The sequence below is a fragment of the Caulobacter sp. Root1455 genome, assembly GCF_001426905.1.
Lineage (GTDB): Bacteria > Pseudomonadota > Alphaproteobacteria > Caulobacterales > Caulobacteraceae > Caulobacter.
This window is the reverse complement of sequence record NZ_LMFQ01000026.1, coordinates 96,965-114,257: the sequence shown is the minus strand read 5'-3', so window position 1 is coordinate 114,257 and position 17,293 is coordinate 96,965. Positions and strand designations below refer to the sequence as shown.

Sequence of the window (17,293 nt, the reverse complement as noted above, 5' to 3'; positions counted from 1 at the left end):
TCCCCTTGAAGTCTCAGTGCTCTGCGCACTTGTCGTTTTACGCGTCGCCAGTCCGTCCTCGGGTCGTCGGCGTTTGGCGACGAATGGGGCGGCCATGGTAGCGGTCACAGGAGGTGATGGTTACGAGGTAAGGCCTCGCAAGTCAACGAGGTCATACCTCTTGAAAAACCAATGTTTGACCATTTGCGACAGGTGTTGCCGACCGACCACCCGGGAACGTCCGGGGAACAGGCGATATCGCCCGAAAAAGGGAAGATATCTGACAATGACCTTCGCTATTGGTCTTACCAATAGCGCGCTCCGCGAGAGATCCTCGAATTCAAGCAAGCGCGGGCGCGCGGTCCGCGCTTCGCGACCGCGTTCGGGCAGACGTTCGACAGAAGGCGTCCTTGCGTCCTAGATCGCCGCGCAGTTGTCGGCGATGAACTTCAGGTGGTCGGGCATCACCTCGGCCGACTTGGCGATGACGGCGCGGATGTTGCCCATCTTGGCCCGCAGATCCTCCTCGGACATCACGTCGGCCATCGGATCGTGGCCGCGCGGCTCGATCCCCTGGCCGATCATCACCGCGAACCAGCTGGTGTCGTTGAACAGCTCTTCGTTCTCGCGGAACACCCGGCCGTAGCTTTTGAACACCGCCATCTTGTCGGCCAGATAGTCCGGGATCGGCATTTCCCGCAGATAATCCCAATAGGGCGTGTCGCTGCGCTGGGTGGCGTGGAAGTGCAGGATGATGAAGTCGCGGATCTTCTCGTATTCGAACCGCATGACCCGATTGTAGCGGTCGATGTCGGGGGTCTCGAACCGCTTGTCGGGGAACATGGCCAGCAGCCGCGAGATGCCCACCTGGATCAGGTGGATGCTCTGGCTCTCCAGCGGCTCCATGAAGCCGGCCGACAGGCCGATGGCCACGACGTTCTTGTTCCAGCTCTTCAGACGCCGCCCGGCCTTGAACCGCAGGGTGAAGGGATCGCGCAGCGGCGCGCCGTCGAGATTGGCCAGCAGGTAGGTGGTGGCCTCGTCCTCGCCGATGTGCTCGCTGGAATAGGCGTAGCCGTTGCCCAGGCGATGCTGCAGCGGAATGCGCCATTGCCAGCCGGCGGGGCGGGCGGTGGCGCGGGTCACCGGCTGGCGCGAGCCGGCCAACTCGCAGGGGACGGCCACGGCGCGGTCGTTGAGCAGCCAGTGGGACCAGTCCTCGAAGCCGGTCTTCAGGGTCTGCTCGATCAGCAGGCCGCGGAATCCCGAGCAGTCGATGAACAGGTCGCCCTCGACGCGCTGGCCGCCTTCCAGGGTTACGGCCTCGACGAAGCCGTCCTCGGCGCGCTGGTGGACCTGGACGATCTTACCTTCCTGGCGGCGCACGCCGCGATCCTCGGCATAGCCGCGCAGGTACTGGGCGTAGAGGCCGGCGTCGATGTGATAGGCGTGGGCGATCGTGCCCAGCGGCGAGTTGGTCTGGCCGTTGGCCCGCATGAACTTGCCCTGGTCGGCCGCCAGGGCCTGCAGCGAGTAGTCGGTCAGGTCGGCCGCTTCGCCCATGGCCTTCAGCCGCAGCCAGTAGGCGTGGAACGACACGCCCTCCATGTCGACGCCGTAGGGGCCGAACGGGTGGTAGTACCTGTGGCCGATCTGTTTCCAGTCGACGAAGTCGATGGCCAGCTTGAAGGTCGCCTTGGTCCGGCGGACGAACTCGTTCTCGTCCAGGCCCAGCATGCGGTTGAAGATGTTGATCTGCGGGATCGTGGACTCGCCGACCCCGATCGTGCCGATCTCCTCGGACTCCACCAGGGTCACCTGGGTGTGGCCGTCCTTCAGGAAGCGGCCGAGCGCCGCGGCCGTCATCCAGCCGGCGGTGCCGCCGCCGACGATGACGATCTTGCGCAGGCGTTGGTCGGTCATGCGGGCCTCGATACAGGAGTGTTGGCGGCCGCCTCGGCGGCGCAATAACGGGCGATGAAGACCTGGTGGCTCGGCATCGCCTGGGCGGTCTGGCCGATCAGGGCCGACATCCGTTGCAGGCGCTGAACGAGGGCGGCCTGCGGCAGGCTGTCGACCAGGGCGTCGTACTGGCGGGGCACGATCCCCTGGCCCATCAGCACGGCGATCCAGCTGGGCTCGGCGAACAGGTCGTAGTCGGACTGGAACAACCGCCCGCGCCCGGCGAACAGGTCGATCTTGCGCGCCAGACTCTCGGGGATCTCCATGGTCCGCAGATAGTCCCAATAGGGCGTGTCCGACCGCTCCGTGGCCTTGAAGTGCAGGATGATGAAGTCGCGGACCAGCTCGACCTGCTGGGCGGTCAGGCGGTTGTACTCGTCGATCTCCAGCGGATCGAAGCTGGTGTCCGGGAACAGCGCCAGGAGCTTGGTGATCGCGGCCTGGATCAGGTGGATGCTGGTGCTCTCCAGCGGCTCCAGGAAGCCGGACGACAGGCCGATGGCGACGCAGTTCTTGATCCAGGCCCGGTCGCGGCGGCCGGGCTGGAAGCGCAGGAAGTTGGGATCGGCCTGGGCCGGTCCGTCCAACCCGGCCAACAGCGAATCCAGGGCCTGGTCGTCGCCGATGTGGGCGCTGGAATAGACATAGCCGTTGCCGGTGCGGTGCTGGAGCGGGATGCGCCAGCGCCAGCCGGCCTTGTCGGCGGTGGCGCGCGTGTAGGGGGTCAGGCCGTCGCCGCCGGTGTCGCAGGGCAGGGCCACGGCCCGGTCGTTGGGCAGCCAGTGGCTCCAGTCGACATAAGTCCCGCCCAGGGTCTGGCCGATCAGCAGGGCGCGGAAGCCCGTGCAGTCGATGAACAGGTCGGCCTCGAAGACGCGGCCGTCCTCCAGGGTGACCGACTGGATGAAGCCGTCCTCGCCGCGCAGGGCGACGTCCCTGACCTTGCCCTCGACCCGCGTCGCGCCCCGCGCCTCGGCGAAGCCGCGCAGGAAGCGGGCATAGAGGCCGGCGTCGAAATGGAAGGCGTATTTGAGGCTCGACAGCACCTTGGCCGGATCGGGGTCGGGCATGGCGAAGCGGTTCTGACGCGCCGCGACGGCGGCCAGGTTGAAGTCCTCGATCGGCCCGACCTGGTCGCGCACCTTGCGCCAGACCTGGTGGAACTTGAGGGCCTCGATATCCAGGCCGAAGCTCCCGAACGGATGGATGTAGCGGTCGCCGATACGGGTCCAGTCGCGGAACTCGATGCCCAGCTTGAAGGTCGCGCGGGTGGCCCGCATGAACTCGCGCTCGTCGATGCCGAGCATGGCGTTGAAGGTCAGGATCGGCGGGATGGTGGCTTCGCCGACCCCGATCGTGCCGATCTGCTCGGACTCGATCAGCACGACCTCGACCTGGCCGCCCAGCACCTTGGACAGGGCCGCGGCGGTCATCCAGCCGGCCGTTCCGCCGCCCAGGACCAGCACCTTGCGGATGGGGGATGGGCGGATGGGAGCGCCAATGGGAGAGGGCGTCATGGGCGATCCTTCAGGGCGTCGGCGTGAAGCGGCATGGCCTGTGCGGCCTGGCGGATCAAGCCGCGCAGTCGGGCCAGGGCCGCGTCGGCCTGGTCGGCGGGCAGACGGTCGGCCAGCCGGTCGTGACGCCGCGGCGTGATCCCGTGGCCCAGGAAGGCCCCGACCCAGGCCCCCTCCACGAAGCTTTCCTCGTCGTACAGCACCACGCGGCCCCGGCTCTCGAACTGGGCTTGCTTATAGGCCAGGGCCGCGGAAGGCGGGGCGCGCCGGGCCTGGACCCACAACGGGTCGGTCCGCGCGGCGGCGGCGTAGCGGAACACGGCCATGTCGCGGGCCCGCTCCTGTTCCTCGGCCATCAGGCGGTTGTATTCCATCGCGGCCAGGGGCGAGCCTTCGGCGGTGGGCAGCAGGGCGATCAGCCGGCCGACGCCGCTCTGGATCGCTCGCGCGTCGTCGCCGTTCAGCGGCTCCAGCTGGCTCGCCGCCGGGCCGATGGCCAGGCAATTGCCGGACCAGACCCGCCGGCGACGGCCGTTGCGCAGTGAGACGATCGTCGCTTCTCCGCCCAGAATGTCGCGCGCCGCGTCGTCGGAGGTCTGACCACTGGCGTAGGCCAGGGTCACCGCGTCGCCGCCGCGCAGGGGAACGCGCCGCAGCCAGCCCTCGGCGACGGCCTCGAATTCGGTCAGGGGCGGCGGGTTGGCGCGGGGGGCGACTTCCCGCAGGGCGAGGCGGTCGCAAGCCAGGGCGGCGGACTCGTCGATCCAGGCGCCGTCGGGCATGGCGGCGATCAGGCGGCCGTCCGGCGTGGCGTCGATGAACAGGTCGGCGACGATCCGTTCGCCGTCGGCCAGGGTCACCGCGGCGATCCGACCGTCCGGCGCCAGGGCGACCTCGGCGATCTCTCCGCTCCGCGCCTCCGCGCGGCCCGCCGTCGACCGCAGCGCCGCGACATAGCCGGCGGCGTCCAGATGCAGGCCGTAGGACAGGGTCGACAGCACCGACCTGGGATCCTCGCTGGGCGGCGCGAACCGGCCCAGCCGCCCGGCCACGGCGGCCAGGCTGTAGTCCTCGTAGCGCCCGACGTCGCCGCGTTCGCGGGCCCGCAGCCAGTGATGGTGGAAGGCCACGCCGTCGAGATTGGCGCCGGCGTCGCTGAAGCCCTCGACATGGTCCCCATTCTGGCCGGAGCCGGTCCAGCCGCTGTATCGCGCGCCCAGCTTGAAGGTCCCGCGCGCGGCGCGCATCAGGACGGCCTCGTCCAGGCCGAGCAGGCCATGGAAGGTGCGCAGGGCGGGCAGGGTGGACAGGGCTCCACGCGGCGCGGAGTCCGCCGTCTCGACCACCTGGATCGTGCAATCGGCGGGCAGGGCCCGCGCCAGGGCGCCGGCGGTCATCCAGCCGGCGACGCCGCCGCCCAGGATGGCGACGCTGTTCAAGGCGGCGAGGCTCATGCGGCCTCTCCAGACGCACTTGGGGGCGCGGCGGCGCAGAACCGGGCGATCCAGTCGGCGTGGCTGGGCATGGAGCGCGTGGTGTCGGCGACGGAGTCGCGGATCGCCTTCAACCGCTGGGTCAGGACGGCGTCGGGCACGCTGTCGCTGACCGGGTCGTAGGCCCGCGGCACGACGTTCTGGCCCAGATAGACCGCCAGCCAGCTGGGCTCGAGGAAGAAGCCGTCCTTGTACTTCACGACCACCCCGCGCTCGCGGAACAGATCCATCTTGTAAGCCAGGCTGTCGGGGATGCTCATCGTGCGGCGCTCGTTCCAGAACGGCGCGTCGGTGCGCTGGGTGGCGTGGTAGTGCAGCACCAGGAAGTCGCGGATGCGCTCGAACTCCAGATCCATGACGCGGTTGTATTCGTCCTGGTCGGCCTGGTCGCAGCCTCGATCGGGGAACAGCTCCAGCAGGGTGGTGACCGCCACCTGGATCAGGTGGATGCTGGTGCTCTCCAGCGGCTCCAGGAAGCCGGACGACAGGCCCACGGCCACGCAGTTCTTGCTCCATTGCTTCTTGCGCCGGCCGGTGACGAACCGCAGGAAGCGCGGCTCGGCCAGGGCCTTGCCCTCCAGCCCCGCCAGCAGGGCGGCGGCGGCCTCGTCGTCGCTGATATGGTCGCTGCAATAGACGTAACCGTTGCCGACCCGGTGCTGCAGCGGGATGCGCCAGCGCCAGCCGGCCTTGTCGGCGATGGAGCGGGTGTAGGGGGCCGACGGCTCGACCGTGTCGCACGGCACGGCGGCGGCCCGGTCGCAGGGCAGCCAGCGCGTCCAGTCCTCGTAGCCGGCCTTCAAGGTCTGTTCGATCAGCAGGCCCCGGAAGCCCGAGCAGTCGATGAACAGGTCGGCCTCGACGCGCTCGCCGTTCTCCATCGTGATCGCCTCGATGAAGCCGTCCTCGCCGCGCAGGACGACGTCGGCGACCTTGCCCTCGGTGCGGACCACGCCGCGCGCCTCGGCATAGGCGCGCAGATAGAGCGCGTAGAGCCCCGCGTCGAACTGGTAGGCGTAGGAATAGGTCGAGGCCAGGGAACGCGGGTCGGAGGAGGGTGGGACAAATCGTCCCAGGCGCGCGGCCTGGATCGGCAGGGAATAGGCCTCCAGCGGCGTGGGGTCGCCGCCCTGGCGGGCCCGCAGCCAGTGATGGTGAAAGCCCACGCCGCCGATCGCCGCGCCGTAGGCGCCGAACGGGTGGACGTAGCTGTCGCCCAGCTTGCCCCAGTCGCGAAACTCGATGCCCAGCTTGTAGGTCGCCTGGGTCTTGCGCATGAAATCGGCCTCGTCGAGGCCCAAGGCGGCGTTGAAATGCCTGATGTGCGGCACTGTGGCCTCGCCCACGCCCACGGTGCCGATCTCGGCCGATTCCACCAGGCGGATGGCGATGGGCAGGCCGGCCAGCTTGGCCGACAGGGCCGCGGCGGTCATCCAGCCAGCGGTGCCGCCGCCGACGATTAGAATGTTACGGACGGCCTGATCCGTCATGCGTTCCCCCTCTTGCGACCGTACTCCGCCTTCTATGGGCGGTCGTTCTGTGTGACCCGACGGACGGTGGTGTCCAGGCGGATTGGTCAGACGACGTACTTTTCCCCTTGCGAGGGAAAGCGCGGTCTGTACCCTAGATCTCGTTGTGGAGCGGATTGGCCCGCTTCCCAATTGTTATGACAAAACAGAAAGTTGGGTGGGATCAACCTTCTTTTCCGTTAACCCAAGGTACCGGTACCTTGACGTGAGCGGGCTTTGCCATATCATCTGACCATAATGGTCGATTCAATCGACCAATGGTAGCGGTAACGAGCTGCCATAAAGAATAACTGGGGAGGCAGACTAATATGGACAACGTCCAACGTGCGCCCGCATGCGCGGGTGCGATTTCAACTTCAAAACTCAAGTACGGCGTATCCGCCCTGGCGCTCGGCGCCATGCTGGTCGCCGCGCCGGCCATGGCCCAGACCAAGCCGGCCAGTGACGTGGAGACGGTCGAAGAAGTCGTCGTCACCAGCATTCGCCAAAGCCTGAAGAGCTCGCAGCAGCTCAAGCAGAGCTCCGACATCATCAGCGACTCGATCACCGCCGAGGACATCGGCGCCCTGCCGGACCGCTCGGTCACCGAAGCGCTGCAGCGCATCCCGGGCGTGGCCATCAACCGCTTCGCCGCCGGCGTCGACCCGGACCACTTCTCGACCGAAGGCAGCGGCGTCGTCGTGCGCGGCCTGAACTTCGTCCGTTCGGAACTGAACGGCCGCGACACCTTCTCGGCCAACAACGGCCGCGCCCTGAGCTTCGCGGACGTACCGGCCGAGCTGATGGGCGGCGTCGACGTGTTCAAGAGCCCCTCGGCCGACATGATCGAAGGCGGCATCTCGGGCACGGTGAACCTGCGCACCCGCCTGCCGTTCGACAGCACCAAGCGTCTGCTGTCGCTCTCGGCCGAAGCCAGCTACGGCGACTTCGTCAAGAAGTGGGCTCCGACCTTCTCGGCCCTCTACAGCGATCAATGGGACACCGAGGCCGGTACGTTCGGCCTGCTGCTGAGCGCCGTCGATTCCAAGCTGTGGACCCGTTCGGACGGCACCCAGGTGTCGAACTTCGGCTGCCGCACCAACTTCACCGCCGCTCAGACCGCCAATCCGCAGGCCGTCGACTGCCCCAACAATACCGGCAAGGGCGTGTGGTTCCCGCGCGGCGCGGCCTTCCGCAGCACCGAGACCGAGCGTGACCGCACGGGCTACGCGGCGGCCGGTCAATGGCGCAGCAACGACGACACCATGCTGGCCACCCTCCAGTACCTGCGCTCGGAATCGACGCAGTCCTGGACCGAGCACGCGATGGAAATCGCCACCGACAACGTGACCTCGAACGGGGACTCGCGTCCGATCGACGGCACCACGTTCGGCGTCGACAGCGACGGCATCTTCACCAACGGCATCATCACCGGCTCGCAGGGCTGGCGCGATGACCAGAACGGTTCCAATCCGCGCACGCCCGCCAACGGCCTGCAGAGCAACAACATCACGCGCAGTGTCGAGCAGAAGTACCTGACCTCGGACTACGGCTTCAATTTCAAGTGGACGCCGAACGAGACCTGGGGCGTCGCCCTCGACGTCCAGCACGTCGACTCGTCCGTCGATAATCTGGACGTCGGCGTTTGGGCCTCGACCTTCCAGAACCTGGACCTGAAGCTGAACGGCTCCGACATGCCGGTCTTCACGTTCATCCCGCCGGCCAGCGGCGCGGCGCCGTCGAACTGTACGCCGTTCAACAGCAGCTGCTCGTCCTACTATCGCGGCGGGCACAACAACTTCCAGGACCCCTACAACAGCTTCTGGCGCTCGGCGATGGACCACATCGAGCAGAGCGAAGGCAAGGAAGACGCCGTCAAGCTCGACGTCGACTACCGCTTCGCCGAGAACAGCTGGCTGGACTCCGCGCGGGTCGGTGTTCGCTGGTCCGAACGTGACCAGACCACGCGCTTCACGTCCTACAACTGGGGCGTCCTGAGCGAAATCTGGGGCGGCGGCGGACCGGTGTGGTTCGACGAGCCGATCAACAGCAACCCGGCCACGGCGGGCGGTTCGAGTAGCGCGGCCTTCACCGAACTCTATCCGTTCACCGACTTCATGCGCGGCGAGGTTCCGGCCCCGACCGGTCTGGAAGCCCGGCCGTTCTACAAGGGCAATCCCGCCCAGGACTACGCCGCGATGTCGGCCACGGCCCTGGCTATCGGCGACGAATGGCGGGCCCGCCTCTCGGGCAGCTGCCCGCAGAACTGGGTGCCGCTGGCCCAGCGCTGCGGCGTGACCGCCGGAACGCCGTTCCGGCCGGCTGAAATCAATCCGGTCAACGAGCAGACCCAGTCGGCCTACGGCATGCTGCGGTTCAAGCACGACTTCGAGGGCGACGTCCGGGTCACCGGCAATTTCGGCCTGCGCTACACCAAGACCAAGCGCGAGGCCTCCGGCTTCCTGGCTTATCCCTCGCCGACCGCGACGAACCCGCAGAGCTGCGCCACCTCCCTGGCCAACTGGCAGGCGTTGCCTGATCCCAAGCCGCCGTTCGTGCCTTCCGACTACTGCCAACTTCCGGTGTCGGTGCAGCAGGCGGCCGTGGCGTTCTCCAATGGCGCGACGGTCCCGAACACCGCGCACATCAGCTACGACTACTGGCTGCCCAGCCTGAACGTGAAGGTGGCGCTGCCGAACAAGGTGCAGCTGCGCTTCGGCGCATCCAAGACCATCACCCCGCCGGATATCGGCCTGACCCGCAACTACTACAACATCGCTCTGGACACGACGGATGCGGGGATCGCCGGCCCTCCCGTGACGGCCGACAGCCTCACGGGCACCGTCACCGTCGGCAATCCGCTCCTGAAGCCGACGCAGTCGATCAACTTCGACGGTTCGGCGGAGTGGTACTTCGCGCCGGTGGGCTCGCTGACCTTCGCGCTGTTCTGGAAAGAGTTGAAGGACGTCGCGACCAACACCACCGAGCGCGTTCCGTTCACCAACAACGGCGCGACCTTCAACGTCGCGGTCACCACGCCGGGCAACTCCGACGTCAAGGCCCACGTGAAGGGCTTCGAAGTCGCCTACCAGCAGTTCTATGACTTCCTGCCCGCGCCCTTCGACGGCTTCGGGATCAACGCCAACTACAGCTACATCGACAGCAAGGGCGTGCCGCAAAGCACGTTGTCGGCGACCGATCCCGACGTGGCCGCCGGCCGCGTCTCGACGGTCAACACCGGCCTGCTGCCGCTGCAGGGTCTGTCCAAGCACAACGCCAACCTGGCGGCCATCTACGAGAAGGGCGCGATCTCGGCTCGCCTGGCCTACAACTGGCGTTCGGACTTCCTGCTGACGGTCCGCGACGTGATCGTGCCTTATGCGCCGATCATGAACGAGGCCACCGGCCAGCTGGACGGCTCGATCTTCTACACCATCAACGACAAGGTGAAGGTCGGCGTGCAGGGCGTGAACCTGACCAACGAGATCACCAAGACCACGCAGGTCCTGAACGACCAGCTGCTCAAGGCTGGACGGTCGTGGTTCATGAACGACCGGCGCTACACCTTCGTGCTGCGCGCCAGCTTCTAGATCCCAAGGCGGGCCCGGCCGGACGTCGTCCGGTCGGGTCATCCTGGGCGCATACCCTTCGACCTTCCGTGGGCGAGGGCTCTTCTACCCCAAACTCACCGCGCGCCGTCTTCCGACGTCGCGCGGTGTTCTTGTGTTGTTGAGAGGGCTTCATCATGACGTTCCGCCTTTCTCCCTTTTCGAGGCGAGGCTTCATGGGGCTGGGCGCCGCCGCGGCGGCCGCCGGCGCGGTTCCGGCCCTCGCCCAGGCCGGGGAGCGGCCTCTTGGGCCGTCGCTCTCCGCCCTCGCCAAGGCCAAGGGCGTGCGGTTCGGCAGCGCCGTCGGCGCGGGCAAGCCCGGCTCGCTGACCGGCTCGCTGGAAGATCCCCGCTATCGTCAGGTCCTGATCGACGAATGCGGCGTGCTGGTCCCCGAGAACGAGCTGAAGTGGTACGCCCTGCGACCCGACGCCAAGACCTTCGCCTTCGAGCGGGCCGACCGCATCGCCGCCTTCGCCAAGGCCAACGACATCGCCCTGCGCGGCCACACCCTGCTGTGGCATCACCCCAAGTGGTTTCCCGCCTGGCTGAACCACTACGATTTCGGTTCGGGCCCGGCCGGTAAGGCCGAAGCCCAGGCGATGCTGGTCAGCCACATCGCCAAGGTCATCAAACACTATCCGCAAATCGACTCCTGGGACGTGGTCAACGAGACGATCGATCCCCAGGACGGTTCGATCCGCCGGACCGTCCTGTCGGACGTGATGGGCCAGGAGGCGACCCTGGACGTGGCCTTCCAGACGGCCCGCGCCTTCGCGCCCAAGGCCCGGCTGGTCTATAATGACTACATGGGCTGGGAGGCCGGCAACGAGGCGCACCGCGCCGGAGTGCTGAAGCTTCTGGAAGGCTTCCGCAAGCGCGGAACGCCGGTCGACGCCCTGGGCGTGCAGAGCCACCTGGGCACCGAGGATCCCGCCGCGCCCGGCAGTCTGGGGCGGCCCCAGGACAAGCCGTGGCGCGCCTTCCTCGATGAGGCGACCGGCATGGGCTACGACCTGCTGATCACCGAATTCGACGTCAACGACCGGGACCTGCCGGGCGACGTCGCGACCCGCGACACGGCGGGGGCGTCGGTCGCCAAGGCCTATCTCGACCTGATGCTGGACTATCGTCAGACCAAGGAGGTCCTGGCCTGGGGCATGGTCGACAAATATTCCTGGCTGCAGAATTTCACGCCGCGCAAGGACGGCCTGCCCAAGCGCGCGACGCTCTATGACGACGCCTACAAGCCCAAGCCGATGCGCGAGGCGGTGGCGGCGGCCTTCCGGGCCGCGCCGGTGCGGACATGACCCGCTGGGCGTCGGCGCTGGTCGGCGCGGTGCTGGTCGCCCTCGCCGGCGGCCTGGCCCCATCGCAGGCCCAGACGACGCCCGCCTCGGCCCTGACCGCCGAGCAAGACCACCAACTGATGCTCGACCGCCTGAAGATCAAGGCCCTGCGGCCGGGCGTCGACGGCTACAATTCCGCCGCGCCCAACTTCGTCAACCAGGACGAGGCCAAGGCCGGACCGTTCAGCCTGCTGCCCGATCCGCTGGCGTTCCCGGACGGTCGTCCGGTCGCGACGCCGGACGACTGGTGGAAGCGCCGCCGCCCGGAGCTGGTCGAGCTGTTCTCGCGCGAGGAGCACGGCCGTGTGCCCAAGCATACGCCGGCGGTCCGCTGGCGGATCGTCAGCGAGAAGCATGACGTCCGTAACGGCGTGGCGGTGCTCGAACGGCGGCTGGCCGGCGATCTGGACAACCGCGCCTATCCCGCGGTCTCGGTCAGCCTCGACCTGCTGCTGGTGACGCCGGAAGGGAAGGGCCGGCGGCCCCTGATGCTGGAGTTCGGCTTTCCCGACGGCGCGCCCTGGATGAAGGGCCGGCCGGCGCCGCCCGGACCTGATTGGCGCGACCTGGTCCTGGCCCGGGGCTGGGGCTATGCGATTCTCGATCCCACCAGCGTCCAGCCCGACAACGGCGCGGGCCTGAGCCGAGGCGTGATCGGCCTGGTCAATCACGGCCGTCCGCGCGCGCCGGACGACTGGGGCGCTCTGCGGGCCTGGGCCTGGGGCGCCGGCCGGGTGCTGGACTTCCTGGCGACCGATCCGGCCGTGGACGACCGTCGCGTGGCGATCGAAGGCCTCTCGCGCTACGGCAAGGCGGCGCTGGTGACCATGGCCTACGACCAGCGCTTCGCCGCCGGACTGGTCGCCTCGTCCGGCGAGGGCGGGGCCAAGCTGCACCGGCGCAAGCGCGGCGAGCAGCTGGAGAACCTGGCGGCCAGCGGCGAGTATCATTGGATGGCCGGCAACTTCCTGCGCTACGCCGGGCCGCTGACCGTCGACGACCTGCCGGTCGACGCCCACGAACTGATCGCCTTGTGCGCGCCCCGGCCGCTGTTCATCAGCGTCGGCAATGACCAGGCCGACGGCTGGGTGGACTCGCGCGGCATGTTCATGGCCGCGGTCGCCGCCGGTCCGGTCTATCGGCTGCTGGGAGCCCGCGACCTGGGCGTCACCGCTTTTCCGGAACCCCTGACCCTGGTGGCCGACGGCGAGCTGGCGTTCCGCCAGCACGAGGGCGGTCACACGCCCGGACCGAACTGGCCCTACTTTCTGGACTTCGCTTCGCGCTATCTTGAGCGCCCGTAGCGGTCGTCATCCGCCGAGTTTCCGTTCGAGCGTAACATGAGCCAGTCCTTTTCCCCCCTCGAAGAGCGTTCGAACGTCACGCGGGAGATCCTGCGGGCCGAGATCGTCCCGGCCTACCGGCCCGTGGTGTTCCGCGGCTTCGCGGCGGATTGGCCGGCGGCGCGCGCCGGTCTCGAGGGGGCGGACGCGACGGCGGCCTATATCAAGCGCTTCGACAAGGGCGCGCCGGTCGAGGCCTTCGTCGGTCCGCCGGAAATCGGCGGCCGCTTCTTCTACAGCGACGCCGAGCGGGCGGTGAACTTCGAGCGGCGGCCGGGCGGGATCTCGGCCATCCTCGACGACATCCTGGCCCTGGGCGCCGAGGCTCGGCCGCCGTCGGTCTATGTCGGCTCGGCCCTCGCGCCGCAGGTGCTGCCGGGTTTCGCCGAGGCCAACAGCCACGACATGCTGGCCGTGCCGGTCGAGCCGCGCATCTGGTTCGGCAACGCGGTGCGGGTGCAGACCCACTACGACATGGCCGACAACATCGCCGTGGTGGTGGCCGGGCGCCGGCGCTTCACCCTGTTTCCGCCCGAGCAGACGACCAACCTCTATGTCGGGCCGCTGGACTTCACCCTGGCCGGCCAGCCGATCAGCATGGTCCAGCTGGAGTCGCCCGACCTGGACCGCTATCCGCGTTTCGCCGAGGCGGCCAAGCATGGCCTGACCGCCGAACTCGGGCCCGGAGACGCCATCTACATCCCCACCGCCTGGTGGCATCACGTCCAGTCGCTCGACAGCCTGAACGTGCTGGTCAACTACTGGTGGCGCGACCTGCCGCCCGAGGCCGGTACGCCGTTCGACGTGCTGGTCCACGGCCTGCTGGCGGTGCGTCACTTGCCGAAGCCGCAGCGCGACGCCTGGCGGGCGATCTTCGACCACTACCTGTTCGAGACCAACGGCGACCCCGCGGCCCATCTGCCAGACGAGCGCAAGGGCGTGCTGGGGCCCCTGACGCCGCGCCTGGCGCAGAACATCCGCGGCTTCCTCAAGCGCGCCTTCGGCTGACCTCTCGCCTCAGGCGTGGGCGATGATCGGCAGGAAGGTCTCGGCCGTCAGGCTGGCGCCGCCGACCAGCACGCCGTCGACGTTCGGCGTCGCCAGGATCTCGGCGGCGTTGGCCGGGGTCACCGAACCGCCGTACAGCAGCCGGACGCGGTCGCCGGCCGGGCCCAGGACCGCGCGGCAGGTCTCGCGCAGCACGGCGTGCATGGCGGCGATGTCGTCCCCCGTGGCCGAGCGGCCCGTGCCGATCGCCCAGATCGGCTCGTAGGCCACCGACAGCCAGTCGCCGTCGGCGTCGTCGGGCAGGCAGTTCTCCAGCTGGGCGCGAACGACCGCCTCGGCCTGGCCGGCCTCGCGGATGTTCAGCGCCTCGCCGACGCAGAGGATCACCGACAGGCCGTGCCGCCTGGCGGCCTGCGCCTTGCCGCGCACCTCGGCGTCGGTCTCCTGGCGGCCCGCCCGGCATTCGCTGTGACCGACGATCGTGAAGACCGCGCCGGCGTCCTTGACCATCGGCGCGGAGAGGCAGCCGGTGTGCGCGCCCTTGTCGGCGGCGTGGATGTCCTGGGCGCCGACATGGATCGCGCCGGCGGCGTGCCCGGCGGCGGTGATCAGGGTCGCCGGGACCGCCACCCCGACGTCCACGGCGGGCGCCTCGCGCGCCGCCGCGTCGATGGCGCCCAGGACCGGCAGGGCCGCCAGGTTGCCGTGCATCTTCCAATTGCCGACCACGAACTTCCGGGCGGGCTTATCCATAGCGACGTGCATTCGGTCTCCATGCGCCGATCCTGTCCGGCGCTCGCGTCTTGAAGGGGGAGGGGAGAAGGCCGGTGATCAGGCCTGCTCCAGCATCCTGGCGGGATGATCCAGGCGGGCCAGCCGCCCGCCGAGCGCGGCCAGCTGTTCCCACAGGGCCGGCGGCAGGCGCGCGCCGAACTTCTCATAGGCCTCGGGGATCAAGGCGGCCTCGGCGCGCCAGATGGCCGGATCGACGGTCAGCAGCAGGTCCAGCTGGGCGTCGGTCAGGTCCAGGCCCGTCAGGTCCAGACCGTCGCGCGTGGGCAGGCGGCCGATCGGACTGTCCACCGCCTCGACCTGGCCCTCCAGGCGGTCGACGATCCACTTCAGCACCCGGCTGTTTTCGCCGTAGCCGGGCCAGACGAACTTGCCGCGCTCGTCCTTGCGGAACCAGTTGACGAAGTAAATGCGGGGCAGCTTGGCCGGATCGGCCGCGGCTCCGACCTTCAGCCAATGATCGAAATAGTCGCCCATGTTGTAGCCGCAGAACGGCAGCATGGCGAAAGGATCGCGACGCAGCTCGCCGATGCTGTTCTCGGCCGCCGCCGTGCCTTCCGAGGCGACGTTGGAGGCCAGGAACACCCCGTGCTCCCAGTCGAAGGCCTCGGTGACCAGCGGCACGGCCGAGGCGCGGCGGCCGCCGAACAGGATGGCCGAGATCGGCACGCCGGCGGGATCCTCCCACTCGTCGGCGATCACCGGGCACTGGCCGGCCGGCACGGCGAAGCGGGCGTTGGGATGGGCGGCGGGCTCGCCGGACGCCGGGGTCCAGGCCCGGCCCTTCCAGTCGGTCAGGCCCTCGGGCGGGACGTCGGTGAGGCCCTCCCACCAGACGTCGCCGTCGGCGGTCAGGGCCACGTTGGTGTAGACGCAGTTGGAATGCAGGGTGTCGACCGCGTTGCGGTTGGTCTTCACGCCCGTGCCGGGCGCGACGCCGAAGAAGCCGGCCTCGGGATTGATCGCGTAGAGGCGGCCGTCGGCGCCGAAGCGCATCCAGCAGATGTCGTCACCGATCGTCTCGGCCTTCCAGCCCGGCAGGGTGGGCTGCAGCATGGCCATGTTGGTCTTACCGCAGGCGCTGGGGAAGGCGGCGGCCACGTAACGCACCTTGCCGGCCGGCGAGGTCAGCTTGAGGATCAGCATGTGCTCGGCCAGCCAGCCCTCGTCGCGGGCCATCACCGAGGCGATGCGCAGGGCGTAGCACTTCTTGCCCAGCAGGGCGTTACCGCCGTAGCCCGAGCCGTAAGACCAGATCTCGCGGCTTTCGGGGAAGTGGACGATGTACTTGTCGTCATTGCACGGCCAGGCCACGTCGGCCTCGCCCTCCGCCAGGGGCGCGCCCAGGGTGTGCAGGGCAGGCACGAAGAAGCCGTCCTCGCCCAGGGCGTCGAGCGCGGCCTGGCCCATGCGGGTCATCACCCGCATCGAGACGGCGACATAGGCGCTGTCGGTGATCTCCACGCCCAGGGCGCTGATCGGCGAGCCGACCGGACCCATCGAGAACGGCACGACATACATCGTCCGTCCCCGCATGCAGCCGTCGAACAGACCGTTCAGCAGCCCGCGCATTTCGTCCGGATCGCGCCAGTTGTTGGTCGGGCCGGCGTCGGCCTGATCCCGCGAACAGATGAAGGTGCGGCTCTCGACCCGGGCGACGTCGCGCGGATCGGAGGCGGCGTAGAACGAGTTAGGGCGGAGGTCGGGGTTGAGGCGCTTCAGCGTGCCCAGGGCGACCAGTTCGTCGGTCAGGGCGGTCCATTCCGCGTCGGAGCCGTCGCACCAGTGAACGGCCTTCGGCTTGGTCAGCGCGGCGACCTCGTCCACCCAGGCCAATAGACGCGCGTGTTTCGTCGGGGGCGCTTCAGCGCCCGGCCCTTGGTTCTGCATTTCACGTCCTGCTGCATGTTGGCGAAACTATTGCTCGCCTTGGCGCGCACCATAGCGTGACGAACCGTCGGGAAAAGGCCAATGTTTTCAATGACAACGTTGTCGTCAAAAATCGGCGCGCCAGGTGCTCCGCCGGCGGCATGTTTTCGCGCCCGGCGCCTGATTATGAGGAAGTCGATCCTGGGCGCGGGCGTCGCCGCGTCGATGGGCCTCGCCTCGGGCGGGTCGTTTGAGCGAATCAAGAACCTTGTCGCCTGGCGCCTAGGCGACCCTGGGAAGGCCTGCTAGGGCGGCGGCGGTTCAGCTTAGGCGCAGAGGCTCGCCGTCCTGATCAAAGGCCGCGTACTTGTCGACGCCGCCCAGGCGGACGGCCTCGACCATCGTCTTGATCGCCGCGTCGATCTCCGCCTTGGAAGGCGCAAGGCCGTCGCGACCCGGCAGAGCGGCGGCGAACACCACCTGCCAGGGCGGTCCGGCGGTCTTCGATTCCGCGGCCAGTCCGGCGAAGTCCGCCAGTTCGCCCGCCCCCTTGTCGACGCACATCAGCGGGGCCAGAGCCCCGCCGCGACCGGCCAGAAAAGCCTCGCGCTGCGCCGGGGTGGGGTGATCGGGCAGTTCGGCGGCGGCGAACACGAACAGCAGGCGATGCGGCTGGGCCTGGGCGGCCGCGGTGCTCAGAAGCTGTTGAAAATGGGAGTCTTCGGTCATGGTGCGGCAGCTAGGCGGATTTTGGCGTCCGGGCCTTGCGTCAGATCAAATCGCCCGATCGCCGGGTTCATCGACGGCTAGGGCGCCGTCCACGGTCCCGACTTGCCGCGGGTCAAGTCGACGAACGGTGATCTAG

The 17,293-nt window shown here is 68.5% G+C and carries 11 protein-coding genes; 4 read left to right on the top strand and 7 right to left on the bottom strand.

Going from position 1 to position 17,293, the window contains the following annotated elements; all coding sequences use genetic code 11:
• Positions 1-396 precede the first annotated feature (396 nt).
• The 4 genes from ASD21_RS22800 to ASD21_RS22785 are packed head-to-tail and all read right to left on the bottom strand — an operon-like array spanning position 397 to position 6,441.
• Positions 397-1,902: a tryptophan halogenase family protein gene (locus ASD21_RS22800; RefSeq protein ID WP_056447102.1), complete on the bottom strand. Its 1,506-nt coding sequence runs from the start codon at positions 1,900-1,902 to the stop codon at positions 397-399.
• Positions 1,899-3,458, bottom strand: coding sequence for a tryptophan halogenase family protein (locus tag ASD21_RS22795; RefSeq protein ID WP_056447099.1), 1,560 nt, complete (start codon positions 3,456-3,458; stop codon positions 1,899-1,901). Before ASD21_RS22795 ends, ASD21_RS22800 begins: the two co-directional genes overlap by 4 nt.
• Complete coding sequence (locus ASD21_RS22790) at positions 3,455-4,912, bottom strand: tryptophan halogenase family protein (protein ID WP_056447094.1); 1,458 nt, start codon at positions 4,910-4,912, stop codon at positions 3,455-3,457. Before ASD21_RS22790 ends, ASD21_RS22795 begins: the two co-directional genes overlap by 4 nt.
• Positions 4,909-6,441: a tryptophan halogenase family protein gene (locus tag ASD21_RS22785; protein WP_056447090.1), complete on the bottom strand. Its 1,533-nt coding sequence runs from the start codon at positions 6,439-6,441 to the stop codon at positions 4,909-4,911. Before ASD21_RS22785 ends, ASD21_RS22790 begins: the two co-directional genes overlap by 4 nt.
• Positions 6,442-6,788: 347 nt before the next feature.
• Between ASD21_RS22785 and ASD21_RS22780 the strand changes: the two genes are divergently transcribed.
• The 4 genes from ASD21_RS22780 to ASD21_RS22765 all read left to right on the top strand — a co-directional run bounded on the left by ASD21_RS22780 (position 6,789) and on the right by ASD21_RS22765 (position 13,767).
• Positions 6,789-10,049: a TonB-dependent receptor gene (locus ASD21_RS22780; RefSeq protein ID WP_056447087.1), complete on the top strand. Its 3,261-nt coding sequence runs from the start codon at positions 6,789-6,791 to the stop codon at positions 10,047-10,049.
• Between the two features lie 194 nt (positions 10,050-10,243).
• On the top strand, positions 10,244-11,377 hold the full coding sequence (locus ASD21_RS22775) for an endo-1,4-beta-xylanase (RefSeq protein ID WP_442856994.1): 1,134 nt from the start codon (positions 10,244-10,246) through the stop codon (positions 11,375-11,377).
• A complete protein-coding gene (locus ASD21_RS22770) occupies positions 11,374-12,720 on the top strand; it encodes an alpha/beta hydrolase family protein (protein ID WP_082554921.1) in 1,347 nt (448 codons plus the stop codon). The genes ASD21_RS22775 and ASD21_RS22770 overlap by 4 nt, the downstream gene beginning before the upstream one ends.
• Positions 12,721-12,756: 36 nt before the next feature.
• Complete coding sequence (locus tag ASD21_RS22765; protein ID WP_056447080.1) at positions 12,757-13,767, top strand: cupin-like domain-containing protein; 1,011 nt, start codon at positions 12,757-12,759, stop codon at positions 13,765-13,767.
• Between the two features lie 9 nt (positions 13,768-13,776).
• Here ASD21_RS22765 and tpiA read toward each other — a convergent pair whose 3' ends face one another.
• From tpiA to ASD21_RS22750, 3 genes are all read right to left on the bottom strand, one after another.
• Complete coding sequence (gene tpiA, locus ASD21_RS22760) at positions 13,777-14,532, bottom strand: triose-phosphate isomerase (protein WP_200941470.1); 756 nt, start codon at positions 14,530-14,532, stop codon at positions 13,777-13,779.
• Between the two features lie 66 nt (positions 14,533-14,598).
• Positions 14,599-16,449: a phosphoenolpyruvate carboxykinase (GTP) gene (locus ASD21_RS22755; RefSeq protein ID WP_056447078.1), complete on the bottom strand. Its 1,851-nt coding sequence runs from the start codon at positions 16,447-16,449 to the stop codon at positions 14,599-14,601.
• A 300-nt stretch (positions 16,450-16,749) separates the two neighbouring features.
• Positions 16,750-17,157 carry a hypothetical protein gene (locus tag ASD21_RS22750; RefSeq protein WP_056447075.1) on the bottom strand — a complete coding sequence of 136 codons (408 nt, stop codon included), beginning with the start codon at positions 17,155-17,157 and terminating at the stop codon, positions 16,750-16,752.
• Between the last annotated feature and the right edge of the window lie 136 nt (positions 17,158-17,293).

Bases quoted from the DNA above. Each gene is read 5' to 3' on its own strand.
- ASD21_RS22795 (WP_056447099.1), bottom strand. From the start codon at position 3,458: ATGACGCCCTCTCCCATTGGCGCTCCCATCCGCCCATCCCCCATCCGC.
- ASD21_RS22785 (WP_056447090.1), bottom strand. From the start codon at position 6,441: ATGACGGATCAGGCCGTCCGTAACATTCTAATCGTCGGCGGCGGCACC.
- ASD21_RS22780 (WP_056447087.1), top strand. From the start codon at position 6,789: ATGGACAACGTCCAACGTGCGCCCGCATGCGCGGGTGCGATTTCAACT.
- ASD21_RS22755 (WP_056447078.1), bottom strand. From the start codon at position 16,449: ATGCAGAACCAAGGGCCGGGCGCTGAAGCGCCCCCGACGAAACACGCG.
- ASD21_RS22765 (WP_056447080.1), top strand. From the start codon at position 12,757: ATGAGCCAGTCCTTTTCCCCCCTCGAAGAGCGTTCGAACGTCACGCGG.
- ASD21_RS22775 (WP_442856994.1), top strand. From the start codon at position 10,244: ATGGGGCTGGGCGCCGCCGCGGCGGCCGCCGGCGCGGTTCCGGCCCTC.
- ASD21_RS22800 (WP_056447102.1), bottom strand. From the start codon at position 1,902: ATGACCGACCAACGCCTGCGCAAGATCGTCATCGTCGGCGGCGGCACC.
- ASD21_RS22750 (WP_056447075.1), bottom strand. From the start codon at position 17,157: ATGACCGAAGACTCCCATTTTCAACAGCTTCTGAGCACCGCGGCCGCC.
- ASD21_RS22790 (WP_056447094.1), bottom strand. From the start codon at position 4,912: ATGAGCCTCGCCGCCTTGAACAGCGTCGCCATCCTGGGCGGCGGCGTC.
- tpiA (WP_200941470.1), bottom strand. From the start codon at position 14,532: ATGCACGTCGCTATGGATAAGCCCGCCCGGAAGTTCGTGGTCGGCAAT.
- ASD21_RS22770 (WP_082554921.1), top strand. From the start codon at position 11,374: ATGACCCGCTGGGCGTCGGCGCTGGTCGGCGCGGTGCTGGTCGCCCTC.